Here is a 15,659-nt window from a genome sequence, read left to right as displayed (position 1 = left end):
GGCCGCTCTCACACTCCGGCCAGCGACGCGTCGGGCCCGGTGACGTCGACCTCCGGGTCGCCGCCGAACAGGCCGACGAAGCTCTTGGTGTCAGAGGCCGCCCCCGTCCCGGTGCCGCCGAGGCCGACCGCGTTGTACGCCATGGCCTGCTTGAACGCGTCCGGTGTGCCGATGAAGCTCAGGTCCGCCGGGTCGATGTTCTTGATGCGGGCGAGTTCGTCGACCATGCCCGGCCCGGCATACATGCTGGCCAGGCCGCGCGGGCCGGCGGCGGTGTAGGCGTCGCGGGCCGCCGAGAGGTTGTCACCGACCTTGAACAGGTCCCGCCAGTTGCCGCGGATCGTGGCCAGGTCGTCCGCGAAGGAGCTCGGAAGGCCCCGGAAGGCCGCCCTCAGACCCACGTCGGGCAGGGCCGCCCCGGGGCGTGCTCCGGCCCGTGCCCCGACCATGGACTCGACGAGTGCGCGGCGCGCGGCCGAGTTCATGCCCGGGTTCCAGCCGCGCACGTACTGCGTGGCCGCCGTCCAGACGCGGCTGCGGCCGACGGTGGCGGCGGCCTTGGCGCCCGCGGAGAAGACGCGTCCGATGCCGAACGTGGCGAGACCGAGCACGTCGATCGCCACGTCGCCCCAGGAGCCGTCGCCGTTGATGGCGAGCAGCACATGGCAGACCAGTGAGATCGCGGTCATGACCAGGGCGATGGTGCCGAGCACACCGGCCAGGGCCTGTCCGATGACGGGGATCCAGCCGACGAGCAGGGACAGCACCCCGCAGACGGCGGCGATGGCTCCCGTGATGTCGCTGACGAGCTTCAAGGTGTCGCGCAGGTCGTCCAGCCAGCCGTCGTTGAGACCGTCGCCCTCGGTGGTGTCGTGGATGCGCTTGGCGGCCTTGTCGCCGGCCTCCTTGTGACGGTTCTTCAGCTTGTCGAGCTGGCCGCGCAGCCCGTCGAGCCCCTCCTGGAGGTCGGTGACGGCCTTGTCGAGCTTGTCCTGCCCGGCGTCGTCGGTGCCCTTGGGAGGGTTGTCGGCCTTGGACCTTGCCGTGGACAGGGTGGAGTGCTTCGTCTCGGCCTGGGTGAGAAGTTTGTCCGCCTCGCCCTGGATGGTCTCCAGGTCGGTGGAGTAGTCCTTGAGGGCGACTCCGGCATCGGCGTAGCGGTCGTGGGCCTTGCTGACGGTCTTGGCCGTCTCGGTCGCCTTCTCGGCGAAGGCGCGTCCGGCCTCGGAGTCCCAGCTCTCCAGATTGCCGATCCGGCGCAGCGCGTCGGCGGTCTTGGTGATGGTGTCGGCGGTGGCCGTGAAGCGGCGGGCCAGGGCCTTCATGTCGGTGACGTCGCCGGGCACGGGGTCACCGCTCTCGCCCAGCACCTCCCACCGGTGGTCGGCGGGGCGGGTCACTTCTTCCTCCCCTTCTTGCCCACGAGCGCGTCGTACAGCGCTGTGTCGAGCTCGGTGTAGGCCTTCCCCGCCTCCTTGGCGACCGTGCCGAGCCCTTTGATCTCCTCGATCATCTTCTTGCGGTTGTCGTCCCAGCCGTCGGAGAACTCCTGGAGCCGGTCGTGCAGCGTCTGGTGGCCAACGGTGCGGCGGTCGTAGGCGTCCATGAGCTTGTCGAGCCCTTCCAGCTCGGTCGCCACCGTCCGCAGGCCGGTTCCTGCCGTGTCGAGATCCTGCGTCGAGACCCTGAGCCTCTTGCTCACGCGTCTTCCTCCCCCGTCGGCTCCTCATCGCGGTGCTGCCAACGCAAGGTCCCGGCCACCGCGTCGAACAACTCCACCATGGCGTCCGCGATGGGCTCCAGCGGTGTGCTGAACGTCAGCATCAGCACCTCGTCCCGCTCCGGGACCGGCACGAAGTACTCGACGACGGTGTCCTCGAACTCGGAGCCCAGCTTCCGTGACTGCTTCGTACGTTCCTGCCGCCGCAGCCGGGCCACGCGACCCACGGCGGGCAACGACTCAAGGGTGACCTCGCCGGTGCCGGCCAAGGCGGCCACGGCGTCGAGGCCGTCGAACCTTTCGTAGAGGCGGGAGATCAGCAGCGAGGCCGACAGCGGGATGCCGCCGGCCTCGAGGAACGACAGGTACAGCACCACGCCGCCCTGCCCGACCGCGGCGTCGGCCGTGCCGAGCAGCTGCTCCTCAGCCTTGCGGCGCAGCACGGGCTGGTGGTCGACGCCCGCGAACTGTCGCCTGATCAGGGCGTTCACGGACGCCTCGCGGCGGTCGGCGGGCAGCAGCGGGATGCGGTACCAGTCCTCGGGCGTGATCAGCCCGAAGACCGGCGCGCGCGGCCCGGCCGGCTCTGTCGTCGGAGCTTGTGTCACCGTCGTTCTCTCACGTGCAACCGAAAAGGGACCTCGCCGGGGGCCACTCATCGTCCGCCCCCGCCGATGCCGGGCCAGCTTAGCCGCCGGTTGCCGCGCGCCTCCGGCTCGCGTGAATCCTCACCCTGCGCTCGCTTTTCGGCCACAACCGTGGCCTCTGCTTCGCCGCCAGGTCCTCCACCCAGCCGAACGCCAGCACGCAGCAGCCGATCAGCAGCCAGACCAGGGCCAGCACCGGCCAGACGCTCTCCAGCAGCCCGGGCACGTTCTCTTCAAGCACGGGGAAGCCCCACAGCTGGTCCCACAGGGTCGCGGCGATCAGGATGCAGGTGTTGTGCCACAGGTAGATCGTCACGGCCCGGGAGTTGAGCAGCGTGACGGTGCCCGCGAAGGGGCGCAGCCGGCGCGGCCACTCCGACCAGGAGGGGCTGAGGTGCAGCAGCAGGCACACCGTGCCGAAGGACCACAGGGCCTGGGCCGGCGGCATGCTGTCCAGGTCGTTGCCGGTGCCGAAGTCGTGGTGCAGGGCGTACCAGAGACCGGCCAGGGCGATGACGGGTGCGACGGACGGCACGATGTAGCGCGGCAGCCGACGCAGGATCCCCTCCTGGTGGGCCATGCCGAGGATCCAGCAGGCGCCGAAGGTGGAGAAGTCCGTGAGCGCCGAGGGGATCCGCTCGCCGGGCAGGGTGATCCAGCCCTGCTCGAAGGTGACGGCCAGGGCGATCGGCGCGAGGATCGTGAGGACCGGCAGGGCACGCAGCGCCTTCAGGAGCACCGGTGACAGCAGGACGAACCAGAGGTAGGCGCGGATGTACCACAGCGGGCCCGCGAGGTCCGCGGCCCAGTTCTCGCCGATGAAGCCGTGGATGCCGGGCAGCCCCTCCGCGTACGGCGGGTCGCTGAGCGGGACGATCCAGAAGGTGAGGTGGAGCAGCCACCATCCGGGGTGCCCGTCCGCGTCCGGGCCCCAGCCCTGGAGGACCATGCCGGTGACGCCGACGACGCCGAGCAGCCACAGCGGGGGCAGCAGCCGGCGCATCCGGCCGCGGATCACCCCGACGGCCGGGCGCTTCAGCGAGCGGGCCATCAGGTTGCCGGCGAGCGCGAACATCACGCCCATGGACGGGAACACCAGCGGCAGCCAGGCCCAGCCCGTCAGGTGGTACAGCACGACACGGAACAGGGCGAGGGCCCGCAGCAGGTCGAAGTACCGGTCGCGGCCGGGCTGTTTGACAGGGGCCGGCTCCTTGGGCGCGGTCTCGGCGAGGGGAGTCGCGTGCGTGGTCATCCGACCGGCCTCCCGTCCATCTGCGGCTGCGCGGCCGAACCGGCCCCGGGCAGGCCCACCGCGCCCGTGCGCCGCAGCTTCTGCCAGCGCAGCCGGCCGCCGGTGAGGGCGGTGATCCAGGACTGGAGCAGGACGACGTACATGAGCTGGCGGTAGAGGAGTTGCTGGAGCGGGAGTGAGATCAGGTGGGTCATGCGTTCCTTGTCCAAGTGGAACGCGTAGGCCGCGCACACCCCTTGCACCGCGAGGACGCCCAGCCAGGCGCCGATGGTCTTCTCCGTGGGGCCGAACACCAGCCCGTACAGAAGGAACACGTCGATCAGCGGGGCCAGCAGCGGCGCCACGACCATGAACATCGACACCAGCGGCATGCCCACCCGGCCGAAGCGGCCCGAGGGCCCTCGCTCGACGAGGGAGCGGCGGTGCTTCCAGATGGCCTGCATGGTGCCGTACGACCAGCGGTAGCGCTGGGACCACAGCTGCTGGACGGACTCCGGAGCCTCGGTCCAGGCGACGGCCTTCTCGGCGTACACCACGTGCCAGCCGTCGCGGTGCATGGCCATGGTGATGTCGGTGTCCTCGGCGAGCGTGTCGTCGCTCATACCGCCGACGCGTTCCAGTGCGCTGCGCCGGAACGCACCGACCGCGCCGGGGATGGTCGGCATGCAGCGCAGCACGTCGTACATGCGGCGGTCGAGGTTGAAGCCCATCACGTACTCGATGTGCTGCCAGGCGCCGATGAGCGAGTCGCGGTTGCCGACCTTGGCGTTGCCCGCGACGGCACCCACCCGCGGGTCGCCGAAGGGCTGGACGAGTTCGCGGACGGTGGTCGGTTCGAAGACGGTGTCGCCGTCCATCATCACGATCAGGTCGTACTTGGCGTTGGCGATGCCCCGGTTGAGGGCGGCGGGCTTGCCGGCGTTGAGCTGGCGGACGACGCGTACGCCGGGCAGGCCCAGGTTCTCGACGATGCGGGCGGTGCCGTCGCTGGAGCCGTCGTCGATGACCAGCACCTCGATGGGGTGGTCGCTGGCGACCAGGGAACGGACCGTCTGCTCGATGCACTTGGCCTCGTTGTAGGCGGGCACGAGGACGGAGACCGGTTCCGTGATGGGGTCGCCCCAGCGGAAGCCGCGGCGCCGGACCCGGCGGGCGTGCGCCACGGAGAGGATCAGCATCAGCCCTAGACGCCCGAAGACCAGCACGCCGACGACGGCGAGGCCGGCGACCAGGACACCGGTCACGTTCTCGGCGGCCTGCACCAGGAAGACCCAGGCCTTGCCCTTCAGCGACTCCAGCCCGGCGACGCGGGTGTGCGCGCTGGGCGCGTCCAGGGCGCCGGTGAGGGTGTGGAAGCGGTAGCCCTTGTCCTGCAGCCCCGAGATGTAATCGTCGAGCGCGGCCACGGTCTGGGAGCGGTCACCGCCGGAGTCGTGCATCAGCACGATGGCGCCCTTGCCGGCCTTCGGCGTGGCGTTGCTGATGATCTTCTTGACCCCGGGCCGGCGCCAGTCCTCACTGTCGGTGTTGTTGACGATGGTGATGTAGCCCTTGCTGCCGATGTACTCGGTGACCGGCCAGGTGTTGTTGTCCATGTTGTGGGCGAACGACGAGTAGGGCGGGCGGAACAGCGAGGTGCGGATACCGGCCGCCCCGGCCAGCGCGAGCTGGTTCTGGGACAGCTCCCAGTCGACGCGGCTCTTGGTCTGCAGCGACAGGTCCGGGTGGTTGAAGGTGTGCAGGCCGATCTCGTGGCCCTCGTCGACCATGCGCTGGACGAGGTCCGGGTGGCGGGAGGCCATGGTGCCGGTGATGAAGAAGACGGCCCGGGCGTCGTGCTTCTTCAGGACGTCGAGGACCTTGGGCGTCCACATCGGGTCCGGGCCGTCGTCGAAGGTCAGGACCAGTTCGCCGTCCGGGAGTTCCAGGGCGGTGGGCTTCCCGTTGCGGGTGTCGATGACGGGCCCGCCCTTCAGGATGTCCTTCGGGACGCGGTCGTTCGCCGCGGGCGGGCCGACGCGGTGGTCGGCGAGGATCTCGCTGTGCACGTAGCCGCGCAGCATGAGCATCGCCCCCAGCGCGACGAGGAGGAGCAGGGGCAGCAACAGGCGCATGGGCAGGCGACGGCGCCTGGAGCCGCCACGGGCTCGGGACGCGTGCCCGGTACGGCGAGTACGGGATGCCATGGGTGGTGGTACTCCGGGTGGTGCGGGATGGGGTGCTACGGGGACGGGACGGGGCGGGCGGACGGTGTGGTGGGGAGGGCCCGGCCGGCCGGGGGCGTCGGCGCTGTTCGCGGTGGGGCGGACGCCGTGACGCCCTGAGGGTCCCGCCGCTCGGCGGGACGGGGCGGTTGGAGCGGTGATCGCGAGGTGGCCCCGGCGGGAGAGCTCGGGTTCCTCCGAGCCGGCCGGGCTTGATGCGCCGGCCCGGCTTGATGCGCCGGCCCGGCTTGATGCGCGGGGCGGCACCCGGCCGGAAGGGCGGTGGCGCGGCGCCCGGGGTGACGGGCGCCGCTGTCGCGACGCGGTCTAGGCGGCGGCAGGTGCCTCCGCGACGGGCTGCGGCTCGGCCGGGCCCTCCGCGACGGGCTGCGGCTCGGCCGGGCCCTCCGCGACGGTGCCGCCGTCACCGCCGGTGCCGGTCGTCTCGGTCGGCTGGGCCGTGGGCTCGCCGGTCGGCGTCGGGTCGGTGACCGGCGTGCTCGGCGGGTCCGCCGGTTTGCTCGGGGCCGGGTCGGTGGCTTCGGTGCCCGGGGCCGGTGTCGTCCGGGACGCGCTCGGGGAGGGCTTTGCGGACGAGCCGGGACGGCCGGCGCCGACGCCGGCGGTGGCGTCGGGTGCGACGGCGCTGGGGCCGGGCGCGGGTGCCGTGGCCTCGCCGGTCGCCGGCGCACTGCCCGGCGCGGTGGCGCCGGTGTCCGCGGCCGGTGCCGACTCCTCGGGCAGCGGCGGGGTGTCCACCTGCCCGGCCGGCGGGTTGTCCTCCTTGGTCGGCACGGGCAGCCAGGGGGCGTTGGAATTGCCCGACATCAGCGTGGCGACGATGACGACGGCGTAGACCCCGCAGGACAGGGCGACGGCCATGCCGATCCGGCGGAAGCGGCGGCTGCGGCGGCCGGACTCGTCGACGAAGACGGGCCGGTCGGCCACGGCCTCGGCGCCCGGGCCCTCCTTGACCTGACGCAGGAATCCGTCCCCGAGCTGCACGGCGTCCAACTGGACGGTGACCTCGTGCGGATCGTGGGTCTGCCCGTCCGGATCGGGGCCGTGCCCGGACGGTTCGGGTTCCTCCTGCTCCTGCCAGGGGTCACGGACCGGGGCCCGGTTCCCTGGTTCCGGAGCGAGCGAGTCGGCCTCGCCCTCGCTCTGCCGCGGAATACCGCGCAGTATCTCCGTCGCGCCGGGCAGCCGGTGGCCGGTCGCCTGGACATCACGGCCGGGGAAGACCTGCGTGGCTCTCCTGTCCGAGACTCTGCCGTCCGACGGGACTTCCCCGGTAGCCGTAGCGGCCTCGGGCCACTCGGGCTGGGCGTCTTCTCGCCACTGTTTCACGCGCACGCACTTCCCCCCACGGGATGGTTCAGGTGCGCTGACGACCTGAGCACCCGCCGTCGGACCAGGCCCCCACCCGTCCGAGCGCCCCCTCTTACCACACCGTGCTCAGGCGTCGAATGTAGCGCACGGGCAGGTCTTGTGTGGGCGCCGTGTCGAATCGTGTCAACCGTGAGACGCCATGAGGACATCGTCGACGGCCGGAACCCAGGCCCCCGCGGGCTTGCGCAGCCACCCCTCCGTCGCGGCCAGCAGGGCCGCCGCCCGGCGCAGCTCGTCGAACGCGGGGTGGGTCAGGCCCTTGCGCCACACCAGGGAGACGGGGGACAGCGGAACCGGGTCGACCAGGGGCCGCACCACCATCGACGGCAACGCCGGGAACTCCACGACGGCCAGGATCGGGTTGCGCGTTCTGGCCATGATGCGCTGGAACTCCTCGTCTCCGACGGCCAGCGGGGCGGGCGGCGCGATCTCGATGCCCCGTCCCTCGAACAGCAGCCGCGCCAGGCCGGTCCACTCCGGGGTGCGCGGATTGCCGGCGCCCGCGTAGACGCTCTCGCCGGCCAGCTCGGCGAGCGGCACGCAGTCCCACGCGGCCAACCGGTGGTCCTCGGGCAGTACGACCGCCATCGGCTCGAACCGCACGGGCTGGTGGTCGAGCCCGGCCCGCAGCGCCGGGTCCAGACCGGCGAACCGTCCGAACGACACGTCCAGCCTTCCGGCGAGCAGCTCACCGGCGGCTCCGGTCAGGCCGCTCTCGTAGCGGGCCATCAGCTCGTGCCGAGGGGCCAGTTCACGCGCCTCGTGCAGCACACGGCGCGGTGTCACCAGGCCCGGGGAGTTGAGGTCGACCAGCAGGGGCCGGGCCTGGTCGAAGGCGGCGAGCAGCTCGTCCTGCGCCCGGAGCACCCGCCGGGCGTACGGCAGCAGCCGGTCCCCGTCGGGGGTCAGCGTCACCTGCCGGGTGGTCCGCACGAACAGCTCCGCACCCAACTCCCGCTCCAGCCGCCGCACATCCCGGCTCAGCGCCTGCTGAGCCACATGCAATCGCACCGCGGCCCGCGTGAAGTGCAACTCCTCGGCAACGGTGACGAACGCACGCAACAGACGGGGGTCGAGGTGAGCGGGCATGCGGTGAACTTACAGCGGGCCGGGCGACGGGGCGGGGGCCGGGCGCGGGCGGGGGTGCCCGCGCCCAGGGCACCGGTCGTCGAGGCGGGGGCGGGCGTCGGGGCAGGAGTTCCCGCACCCAGGTGCAGCCCTCCTGGGCGCGGACCGGACGTCGATGCGGAGGTGCCCGCGCCCAGGGACCGGTGCGCCCACGCGGCCCGGCCGACCCTCGGCCCGATAAGGCCCGTGGCCCGGGGCTCCAAGGCCGGCGGCCCCGGGTTCAGAAACCGGCGGCCCCGGGCTCAGGGACCGGCGTCCGGGCAGAGACCGGCGGCCCCGGCCTCAAGTGCCGGTGCCGCCGGGGCCTCTCGGATCGACGCGACCGCGTCTCAGTGGCCGATGTTCTTCCGGCACGTCTCGGTCTCGCCCGGCCGGACGTCCCCGCCCTTCAGGCCTTCCGTGCCCTGCTTGCCCTCCGCACCGGCCGGCGGCGGAGCCTGTCCCACCCGGTGACGTGGCGCCGAGCGCATCGGCGGACGGGTCAGGGTGATCTGGCGGACGACCTGCTGGAAGCACGCGAGGGCCGCCAGCCCGGGCAGGGCGGCCGCCGCGGTGCCGAGGATCGTCCGGGGTGCCTGGACGACGCACAACAGCACGGCGATGCACGAGAAGGCCAGGACCACACACCAGGAGTGCACGGCACGGCGCTGGTGCAGCGCGGCTCGCAGAACGGACAGGGAGCCCACCAGCCAAGGCCCGTACACCAGCAGGGGCCACCAGGTGCGCAGGCCCCTCGCCTCGGGGGACACGGCGACCAGGCGCAGGGGATCGTAGGCGACGATGCCGCTCAGGAGGCTCACCGCCGACGCGATGGCGGCCGCCAGGGCGGCGACGAGGAAGCTGGTGGTGCGGAGCAGGCCCGGGGCCTTGCTGGTCCGGACCTTGCGGTGACGCCGGGGGACGTCCCGCACGGGCTGGAGTTCCTCGGTGATGTCCTGGAGCCGCCGCATGTGGGGGCTCGAGGGGGAGGCCGGTGCCGGGTCCGCGACCCCGGCCGGGTCCACGTCACGGGGGGCGGGGATCCTCGCCGCCTGCTCCCCGAGCGCCTCCTCGAGGATGAACGCCAGTTCCTCGGCGGGGTCCCAGGTCGGATCCGGTGGCGTCAGGGGAGTGATGAAGTCCCGGGCCGGAGCCCGATGCCGGCCGGTGCCTTCGACTTTGTCGTACATGGCGTGACCCGACTATTCCGCAAGCGCGAAAGCGGGCCAATCCGTCGTACTGATCCACCGTCGGGCGAGATCCTTTTCCAGCGCGCTCATGGCGTCGATGAAATCGCGCAGCACCGGCTCGGTCACCTGCAGCGTGACCGGGCAACCGCCCTTGGTGAGCGTGCCGTTGACTGTCGCCGACGAGTGCGCGGGAGCTGGAATGTAGGTGTACGGGCCGAGCGTTACCGCCCAGCCGTCTTTCCTGGTCGCCTCGGTCATGTACCGACTAACCGTCGGCCCACTTCAGCGGATGCGCGGCAAACGAGTGAAGGATTTTCCCGAATGAGCATCTTTTACATGCGCCATGAGGAGCATTAGGAATCTCCATATCTCTGTATGAAGAACAAGGAGCGAACGTTTCCGGCCAGGGCATGCCGGCCTTCTCGCCACGGATTCACAACCCAGGTGCGTGACTGGGCACGGAACAGGTGTTGGACCGCTTGATCGTCCCCGGGCGACGGTGGAGGCATGCCGCAACTCTCCCCGTACCGCAGCCTGTTCCGCCTTCCGGGCGCCCGCGCGTTCACCGCCGGGAACCTGATCGCCCGGCTGCCGATGGGCATGTTCAGTGTCAGCGCGGTCGTGATGATCGCCGGGACCCGGGGTTCGTACGCCCTCGCCGGTGCCGTCACGGCGACGGGACTCGCGGCGACCGCCCTGGTCGCGCCATGGACCGCCCGGCTCGTCGACCGGCACGGCCAGGCCCGGGTGGCCCTGCCCGCCACGGTGATCGCCGTCCTCGGCTCCCTCTCCCTGCTGCTGTGCGTGCGCCACGGCGCCCCGGACTGGACCCTGTTCGCCTCCTACGCCGCCACCGCCACGACCCCCAACACCGGCGGCATGTCCCGGGCCCGCTGGGCGTACCTGTTGGACGGAGACGCCAAGGCCCTGCACACCGCCAACTCCTTCGAGCAGGCGGCGGACGAGCTGTGCTTCATGCTGGGCCCGGTGCTCGCGGCCTTCCTGTGCGGGACGTTCTTCCCCGAGGCGGGCACCCTCGTGGGCGCGGTGCTGCTGCTGACCGGCATGGCCGTGTTCACGACCCGGCGCGCGACGGAGCCCCCGGTCCGCGCGCACATACCCGGCAAGGCACCCCTGCGCGCCCCCGGCATCCCTCCGCTGCTCGCGGTCTGCCTGGCGATGGGCGCCGTCTTCGGCGCGACGGAGGTCGTGACGCTGGCGTTCGCCGACGCGCAGGGGCGGCAGTCGGCGGCCGGTGTCGTGCTCGCGCTCCAGGCCGCAGGCTCCTGTGCGGCGGGCCTGATGTACGGCGCGGTGAAGCCCACCGGGCCGGCCACGGCCCGGCTGCCCTGGTGCGTGGCGGCGATGGCCGCGCTGCTGACCCTGCCGCTGCTGGCCGCGGCCCTCACCGGTTCGCTCCTCCTCCTGGCGGCCGCGCTGCTGGTCGCCGGAATGGCGACGGCCCCGACGATGGTCACCACCATGACGCTGGTCCAGCAGCGCACCCCGGACGGCCGGCTGAACGAGGGCATGACCCTCGCGGTGACCGGCCTGCTCGGCGGCATCGCCTGCGGCAGCGCGCTCGGCGGCTGGACGGTGGAGCACCTCTCGCCGACGGCGGGTTACGCGGTCCCGGTGACAGCGGCGGCACTGGCCCTGGCCCTGTCCCTGGGGAGTGCTTCGAATCGCTTCACCGAAGGTCTCCTGCCCCATTGACGCCCTGACGCGCCCCGCATACGTTCGATCGTCGAAGCGCTTCGACGTCATGCGCCGGAGAGTAGGGACCCCCACATGAAGTTCACCGACGGCTACTGGCTCCTGCGCGAGGGCGTCACCGCCGCCCACCCGGCCCAGGTCCTCGATGTCACCGAGTCGGACGGCGCACTGGAGATCCTCGCGCCGACCCGGCCCGTCCGCTCCCGCGGCGACCTGATGACCGGCCCGGTCCTCACCGTCAGGGCGCACACCCCCATGCCCGGCGTCATCGGCCTGACCCTGACGCACTTCACCGGCGGCGAGCCCCGCGGCCCCGAGTTCGAGCTCACCACGTCGGACACCACGGCGGAGATCTCGTACGACGACGAGCACGCGACCCTGACCTCGGGCGACCTGTCGGTGCGGCTGGCCCGCGGCGGCCCCTGGCACGTCGAGTTCCTCGCCCACGGCCGCACGCTCACCGGCAGCGGCCACAAGAACACGGGCATCATGCGGGACTCCTCGGGCGCGCACCACCTGCGCGAACAACTGGTCCTGACGGTCGGCACGTCCGTCTACGGCCTCGGTGAGCGCTTCGGCCCGCTGGTGAAGAACGGGCAGACCGTCGACATCTGGCAGGCCGACGGCGGCACGTGCAGCGAGCAGGCCTACAAGAACGTGCCCTTCTTCCTCACGGACGCGGGTTACGGCGTCTTCGTCGACCACCCGGGCAAGGTGTCCTTCGAGGTCGCCTCGGAGGTGGTCTCCAGGGTGCAGTTCAGTGCGGAGACGCAGGAGCTGACGTACTACGTCATCCACGGCCCCACCCCGAAGGAGATCCTCCGCAGGTACACGGCCCTGACCGGCCGCCCGGCCCTGCCGCCCGCCTGGTCGTTCGGCCTGTGGCTGTCGACGTCCTTCACCACCTCGTACGACGAGGAGACGGTGACGTCCTTCATCGAGGGCATGAAGGAGCGGGAACTGCCGCTGTCCGTCTTCCACTTCGACTGCTTCTGGATGCGGGAGTTCAACTGGTGCGATTTCCGGTGGGATCCACGGGTGTTTCCCGACCCGGAGGGCATGCTGGCCCGGCTGAGCGCCCGTGGCCTGCGCGTCTCCGTCTGGATCAATCCGTACATCGCCCAGCGCTCCCCGCTGTTCGCCGAGGGCAAGGCGCTCGGGCATCTGCTGAGGCGCCCTGACGGGAGTGTCTGGCAGTGGGACATGTGGCAGCCCGGCATGGCCCTGGTCGACTTCACCTCCCCGGCCGCCCGCGACTGGTACGCCGCCAAGCTGGAGGCGCTGCTCGCGCAGGGCGTCGACTGCTTCAAGACCGACTTCGGCGAGCGGGTGCCCCTCGACGTGGTCTGGTCCGACGGCTCGGACCCGGAGCGGATGCACAACTACTACACGTACCTGTACAACCGCACGGTCTTCGAGGTGCTGCGCAAGCACCGCGGCGAGCAGGAGGCCGTCCTGTTCGCCCGCTCGGCGACGACGGGGAGCCAGCAGTTTCCCGTGCACTGGGGCGGCGACTGCGAGGCGACGTACGAGTCGATGGCGGAGTCGCTGCGCGGCGGTCTGTCCCTCGGCCTGTCGGGCTTCGGCTTCTGGAGCCATGACATCGGCGGTTTCGAGGGCACCCCCACCCCGGCCCTGTTCAAGCGCTGGCTGGCCTTCGGACTGCTCTCCTCGCACAGCCGCCTGCACGGCAGCAGCTCCTACCGGGTCCCCTGGCACGTCGACGAGGAGTCGGTCGAGGTGGCACGCCACTTCACCCGGCTGAAGCTCCGCCTCATGCCCTACCTGTACGAGACGGCCCGCACGGCCCACACCGAGGGCCTGCCCATGATGCGGGCCATGGTGCTGGAGTTCCCGGACGACCCGGGGTGCGCGCACCTGGAGCGGCAGTACATGCTCGGCCCGGATCTGCTGGTCGCCCCGGTGTTCAGCGACGCGGGCGACGTCACGTACTACGTCCCCGACGGCACCTGGACCCACTTCCTCACCGGCGAGACGGTGACCGGCCCGCGGTGGGTGCGCGAGCGGCACGGCTTCCTGAGCGTGCCGCTGCTGGTCCGGCCCGGCGCGGTGATCCCCGTCGGCGCGCGGGAGGACCGCCCGGACTACGACCACGCCGACGGGGTGACGCTGCGCGCGTACGGCCTGCGGTCCGGCGACGAGGTGACGGTGCCGGTCGGGGACGTGACCTTCACGGTCGTCCGCGAGGGGAACGTCCTGCGGGCGACGTGCGGCACCCCGGCAGCCGTCTGGGGCCTGGCCGTGGGCGAACGCGAGGTCCAGGCCCCGCCCGGCACCGGCCTCCTCACGCTGGAGCTGGAGTGATGGTCAAGATCACGGACGTGGCACGGCGGGCCGGTGTCTCCCCCAGCACCGTCTCCTACGCGCTGAGCGGCAAGCGCCCGATCTCCGACGAGACACGGCGGCGCGTCGAGGCGGCCGTCCGCGACCTGGGCTACCGGCCCCACACGGGCACCCGCTCCGTGGCCGCCGGCATGCCGAACGTCCTGGCCCTGGCCGCGCCGCTCCGCGCCGGTGTGCACGTCCCGGTGGTGATGCGGCTGGCCGCGTCGGTGGTGACGACGGCCCGCGCGCACGACCACGACGTCCTGCTGCTCACCCAGGAGGAGGCCGAGGAGGGCCTCAGCCGCGCGATGGACGCGGCCTCGGCGGACGCGCTGCTGCTGACGGACGTCGAGATCGACGACCCCCGCCTCCCCCGGCTCCGCGCCACGGACCGCCCCTCGGTTTTGATCGGCCTCCCTGCGGACCCACACGGCCTGACCTGCGTGGACCTGGACTTCAGGGCGGCGGGTGAGGCATGTGTCGACCATCTGGCGGGCCTGGGCCACCGCACGGCCGCCCTGGTCGGCTCGCCCCCGGAGGTCTACCTCCGGAGAACGGCCTACGCCCACCACCTCATGCAGGGCTTCACCGGCGCCGCCACCCGCCACGGCCTGACCACGTCCGTCCACCCGGGCGACCCCGACCCCTCCACGGCCGCCCGGTTCGCGGAGCGGCTGCTGCGCGAGCACCCGGCCCTCACCGCCGTGGTGATTCACAACGAACCTCTCCTGGAACCACTGGTCCACGCTTTCCAGCGGCTCGGTCTACGGATCCCAGACGACCTGTCGGTCATCGCCCTCTGCCCGGACGACCTCGCGACGACGCCCCGCGTCCCGGTCACGTCCGTGTCCCTGCCGGCCGGCGAGCTGGGCACCCGCGCTGTGGAACTCGCGTTGGAGAAGCTGCACGGCACCCCCGTACCGCAGACGACACTTCTCCCCCCGCGCCTGACGGAACGGGCCAGTACGTCACGCCGGGTGCCGCCCTAGCAGCGCTCGGAAGGAAGGCGACCGCTCCCACATCTTGACGTCCCATGACAAAGGCCCCGCCGCTGGGAAGCGACGGGGCCTTCGCCCACATGGGATGAGTGGAGATGGCGGGAATCGAACCCGCGTCCAACGGTGCAGAATCAGGGCTTCTCCGTGTGCAGTTCGCTGTGATTTTCTCGGCCCCGGCGATCACGCGAACAAGTCGCCGACGGGCCCAGTCACTGTTTGATTTCCCATCGAACCCCGTGACCGGGCTCGATGGTTTAGTTCCCTAGCTTATGCCAGGATCCGGGTCGGGAACACTCCCGGGCTGACACCCATTTAGGGTCCTTCAGTCACTGCTTATCAGGCAGCGAGGGCGAAGGACTGGGAATCGCGCTTGGTGTTGGCGATTATTTTTTGCGACATATGGTTTACGAGATCATTGCCGCTTCCTCGACACGCTTCCCCTGCTTCGACAGCCGCTGTCGAAACCGATCATCCCCATGTTGTGTTGACAATCCCCTCCGGAGAGGGGCGCGCACCCGCTGTGGGGTGCAGGCACCATCGTACGTGACCGACGCAGGTCGGTGCCAGCGTATTCCCTACGCCCCGCGCTGCCTCCGCTTCACCGCCGCGATCGCGCGGTCGGTCTCCCGGCGGTCCTGCTTCTCCCGCAGCGCCTGACGCTTGTCGTACTCCTTCTTGCCCTTCGCCAGCGCGATCTCGACCTTGGCCCGGCCGTCCTTGAAGTACAGCGCGAGGGGCACGATGGTGTGGCCCGTCTCCCCCGACTTCGACTCCAGCTTGTCGATCTCGGCGCGGTGCAGCAGCAGCTTCCGCTTGCGCCGGGCGCTGTGGTTGGTCCACGTGCCCTGGCTGTACTCCGGCACGTGCACGTTGTGCAGCCACGCCTCGTTCCCGTCGAGCTGCACGAAGCCGTCGACCAGCGACGCCCGTCCCTGGCGCAGGGACTTCACCTCGGTCCCGGTGAGGACCAGGCCGGCCTCGTAGGTGTCGACGATGAGGTAGTCGTGCCGCGCCTTCTTGTTCTGCGCGATCAGCTTGCGCCCTTTTTCCTTAGCCATAGTGCCGACCATTTTCGCACTACGGAGGG

13 protein-coding genes and 1 other RNA gene are annotated in these 15,659 nt (G+C 71.3%); 3 read left to right on the top strand and 11 right to left on the bottom strand.

Features of this window, described 5'->3' with window-relative positions; translation table 11 throughout:
• Positions 1-8 precede the first annotated feature (8 nt).
• From ACIRDU_RS30440 to ACIRDU_RS30400, 9 genes are all read right to left on the bottom strand, one after another.
• Entirely contained in the window at positions 9-1,400 is a 1,392-nt protein-coding gene (locus tag ACIRDU_RS30440) for a WXG100 family type VII secretion target (protein ID WP_403585322.1), read from the bottom strand.
• Positions 1,397-1,702 (bottom strand): hypothetical protein, encoded by a 306-nt coding sequence (locus tag ACIRDU_RS30435; RefSeq protein WP_403585320.1) that lies wholly within the window; start codon positions 1,700-1,702, stop codon positions 1,397-1,399. Before ACIRDU_RS30435 ends, ACIRDU_RS30440 begins: the two co-directional genes overlap by 4 nt.
• Complete coding sequence (locus ACIRDU_RS30430) at positions 1,699-2,328, bottom strand: hypothetical protein (RefSeq protein ID WP_403585318.1); 630 nt, start codon at positions 2,326-2,328, stop codon at positions 1,699-1,701. The genes ACIRDU_RS30435 and ACIRDU_RS30430 overlap by 4 nt, the downstream gene beginning before the upstream one ends.
• A 79-nt stretch (positions 2,329-2,407) precedes the next feature.
• The gene (locus ACIRDU_RS30425; protein ID WP_403585316.1) at positions 2,408-3,619 is read right to left on the bottom strand and encodes an acyltransferase; all 1,212 of its coding nucleotides are present in this window, start codon (positions 3,617-3,619) and stop codon (positions 2,408-2,410) included.
• Positions 3,616-5,805, bottom strand: coding sequence for a bifunctional polysaccharide deacetylase/glycosyltransferase family 2 protein (locus tag ACIRDU_RS30420; protein ID WP_403585313.1), 2,190 nt, complete (start codon positions 5,803-5,805; stop codon positions 3,616-3,618). The genes ACIRDU_RS30425 and ACIRDU_RS30420 overlap by 4 nt, the downstream gene beginning before the upstream one ends.
• Positions 5,806-6,150: 345 nt before the next feature.
• Positions 6,151-7,173 carry a hypothetical protein gene (locus ACIRDU_RS30415; protein ID WP_403585311.1) on the bottom strand — a complete coding sequence of 341 codons (1,023 nt, stop codon included), beginning with the start codon at positions 7,171-7,173 and terminating at the stop codon, positions 6,151-6,153.
• A gap of 165 nt (positions 7,174-7,338) precedes the next feature.
• Positions 7,339-8,304 carry a LysR family transcriptional regulator gene (locus tag ACIRDU_RS30410; protein ID WP_403585308.1) on the bottom strand — a complete coding sequence of 322 codons (966 nt, stop codon included), beginning with the start codon at positions 8,302-8,304 and terminating at the stop codon, positions 7,339-7,341.
• 368 nt (positions 8,305-8,672) lie between these two features.
• Positions 8,673-9,512: a hypothetical protein gene (locus ACIRDU_RS30405; protein WP_403585305.1), complete on the bottom strand. Its 840-nt coding sequence runs from the start codon at positions 9,510-9,512 to the stop codon at positions 8,673-8,675.
• 12 nt (positions 9,513-9,524) lie between these two features.
• Positions 9,525-9,770, bottom strand: coding sequence for a hypothetical protein (locus ACIRDU_RS30400; protein ID WP_403585302.1), 246 nt, complete (start codon positions 9,768-9,770; stop codon positions 9,525-9,527).
• A gap of 249 nt (positions 9,771-10,019) precedes the next feature.
• Here ACIRDU_RS30400 and ACIRDU_RS30395 point away from each other — a divergent pair, with 249 nt between their 5' ends.
• The 3 genes from ACIRDU_RS30395 to ACIRDU_RS30385 all read left to right on the top strand — a co-directional run bounded on the left by ACIRDU_RS30395 (position 10,020) and on the right by ACIRDU_RS30385 (position 14,563).
• Complete coding sequence (locus ACIRDU_RS30395; RefSeq protein ID WP_403585300.1) at positions 10,020-11,228, top strand: MFS transporter; 1,209 nt, start codon at positions 10,020-10,022, stop codon at positions 11,226-11,228.
• Between the two features lie 75 nt (positions 11,229-11,303).
• A complete protein-coding gene (yicI, locus tag ACIRDU_RS30390) occupies positions 11,304-13,553 on the top strand; it encodes an alpha-xylosidase (RefSeq protein WP_403585297.1) in 2,250 nt (749 codons plus the stop codon).
• Positions 13,553-14,563: a LacI family DNA-binding transcriptional regulator gene (locus ACIRDU_RS30385; RefSeq protein ID WP_403585296.1), complete on the top strand. Its 1,011-nt coding sequence runs from the start codon at positions 13,553-13,555 to the stop codon at positions 14,561-14,563. Before yicI ends, ACIRDU_RS30385 begins: the two co-directional genes overlap by 1 nt.
• A gap of 96 nt (positions 14,564-14,659) precedes the next feature.
• Here ACIRDU_RS30385 and ssrA read toward each other — a convergent pair.
• Together ssrA and smpB are read right to left on the bottom strand one after the other, a co-directional pair.
• Positions 14,660-15,048, bottom strand: a transfer-messenger RNA (tmRNA) gene (gene ssrA, locus ACIRDU_RS30380).
• 99 nt (positions 15,049-15,147) lie between these two features.
• Complete coding sequence (smpB, locus tag ACIRDU_RS30375; protein WP_403585295.1) at positions 15,148-15,630, bottom strand: SsrA-binding protein SmpB; 483 nt, start codon at positions 15,628-15,630, stop codon at positions 15,148-15,150.
• Positions 15,631-15,659 lie beyond the last annotated feature (29 nt).

The organism is Streptomyces sp. NPDC093598 (genome assembly GCF_044764825.1).
In the GTDB taxonomy this organism is placed as follows: domain Bacteria; phylum Actinomycetota; class Actinomycetes; order Streptomycetales; family Streptomycetaceae; genus Streptomyces.
Note: the sequence above shows the minus strand (reverse complement) of the source record. Positions and strands in the feature narration are given on the sequence as shown.

Excerpts from the sequence above, each read along its gene's own strand:
- yicI (WP_403585297.1), top strand. The coding sequence starts at position 11,304 with ATGAAGTTCACCGACGGCTACTGGCTCCTGCGCGAGGGCGTCACCGCC.
- smpB (WP_403585295.1), bottom strand. The coding sequence starts at position 15,630 with ATGGCTAAGGAAAAAGGGCGCAAGCTGATCGCGCAGAACAAGAAGGCG.
- ACIRDU_RS30385 (WP_403585296.1), top strand. The coding sequence starts at position 13,553 with ATGGTCAAGATCACGGACGTGGCACGGCGGGCCGGTGTCTCCCCCAGC.
- ACIRDU_RS30405 (WP_403585305.1), bottom strand. The coding sequence starts at position 9,512 with ATGTACGACAAAGTCGAAGGCACCGGCCGGCATCGGGCTCCGGCCCGG.
- ACIRDU_RS30425 (WP_403585316.1), bottom strand. The coding sequence starts at position 3,619 with ATGACCACGCACGCGACTCCCCTCGCCGAGACCGCGCCCAAGGAGCCG.
- ACIRDU_RS30400 (WP_403585302.1), bottom strand. The coding sequence starts at position 9,770 with ATGACCGAGGCGACCAGGAAAGACGGCTGGGCGGTAACGCTCGGCCCG.
- ACIRDU_RS30395 (WP_403585300.1), top strand. The coding sequence starts at position 10,020 with ATGCCGCAACTCTCCCCGTACCGCAGCCTGTTCCGCCTTCCGGGCGCC.
- ACIRDU_RS30420 (WP_403585313.1), bottom strand. The coding sequence starts at position 5,805 with ATGGCATCCCGTACTCGCCGTACCGGGCACGCGTCCCGAGCCCGTGGC.
- ACIRDU_RS30410 (WP_403585308.1), bottom strand. The coding sequence starts at position 8,304 with ATGCCCGCTCACCTCGACCCCCGTCTGTTGCGTGCGTTCGTCACCGTT.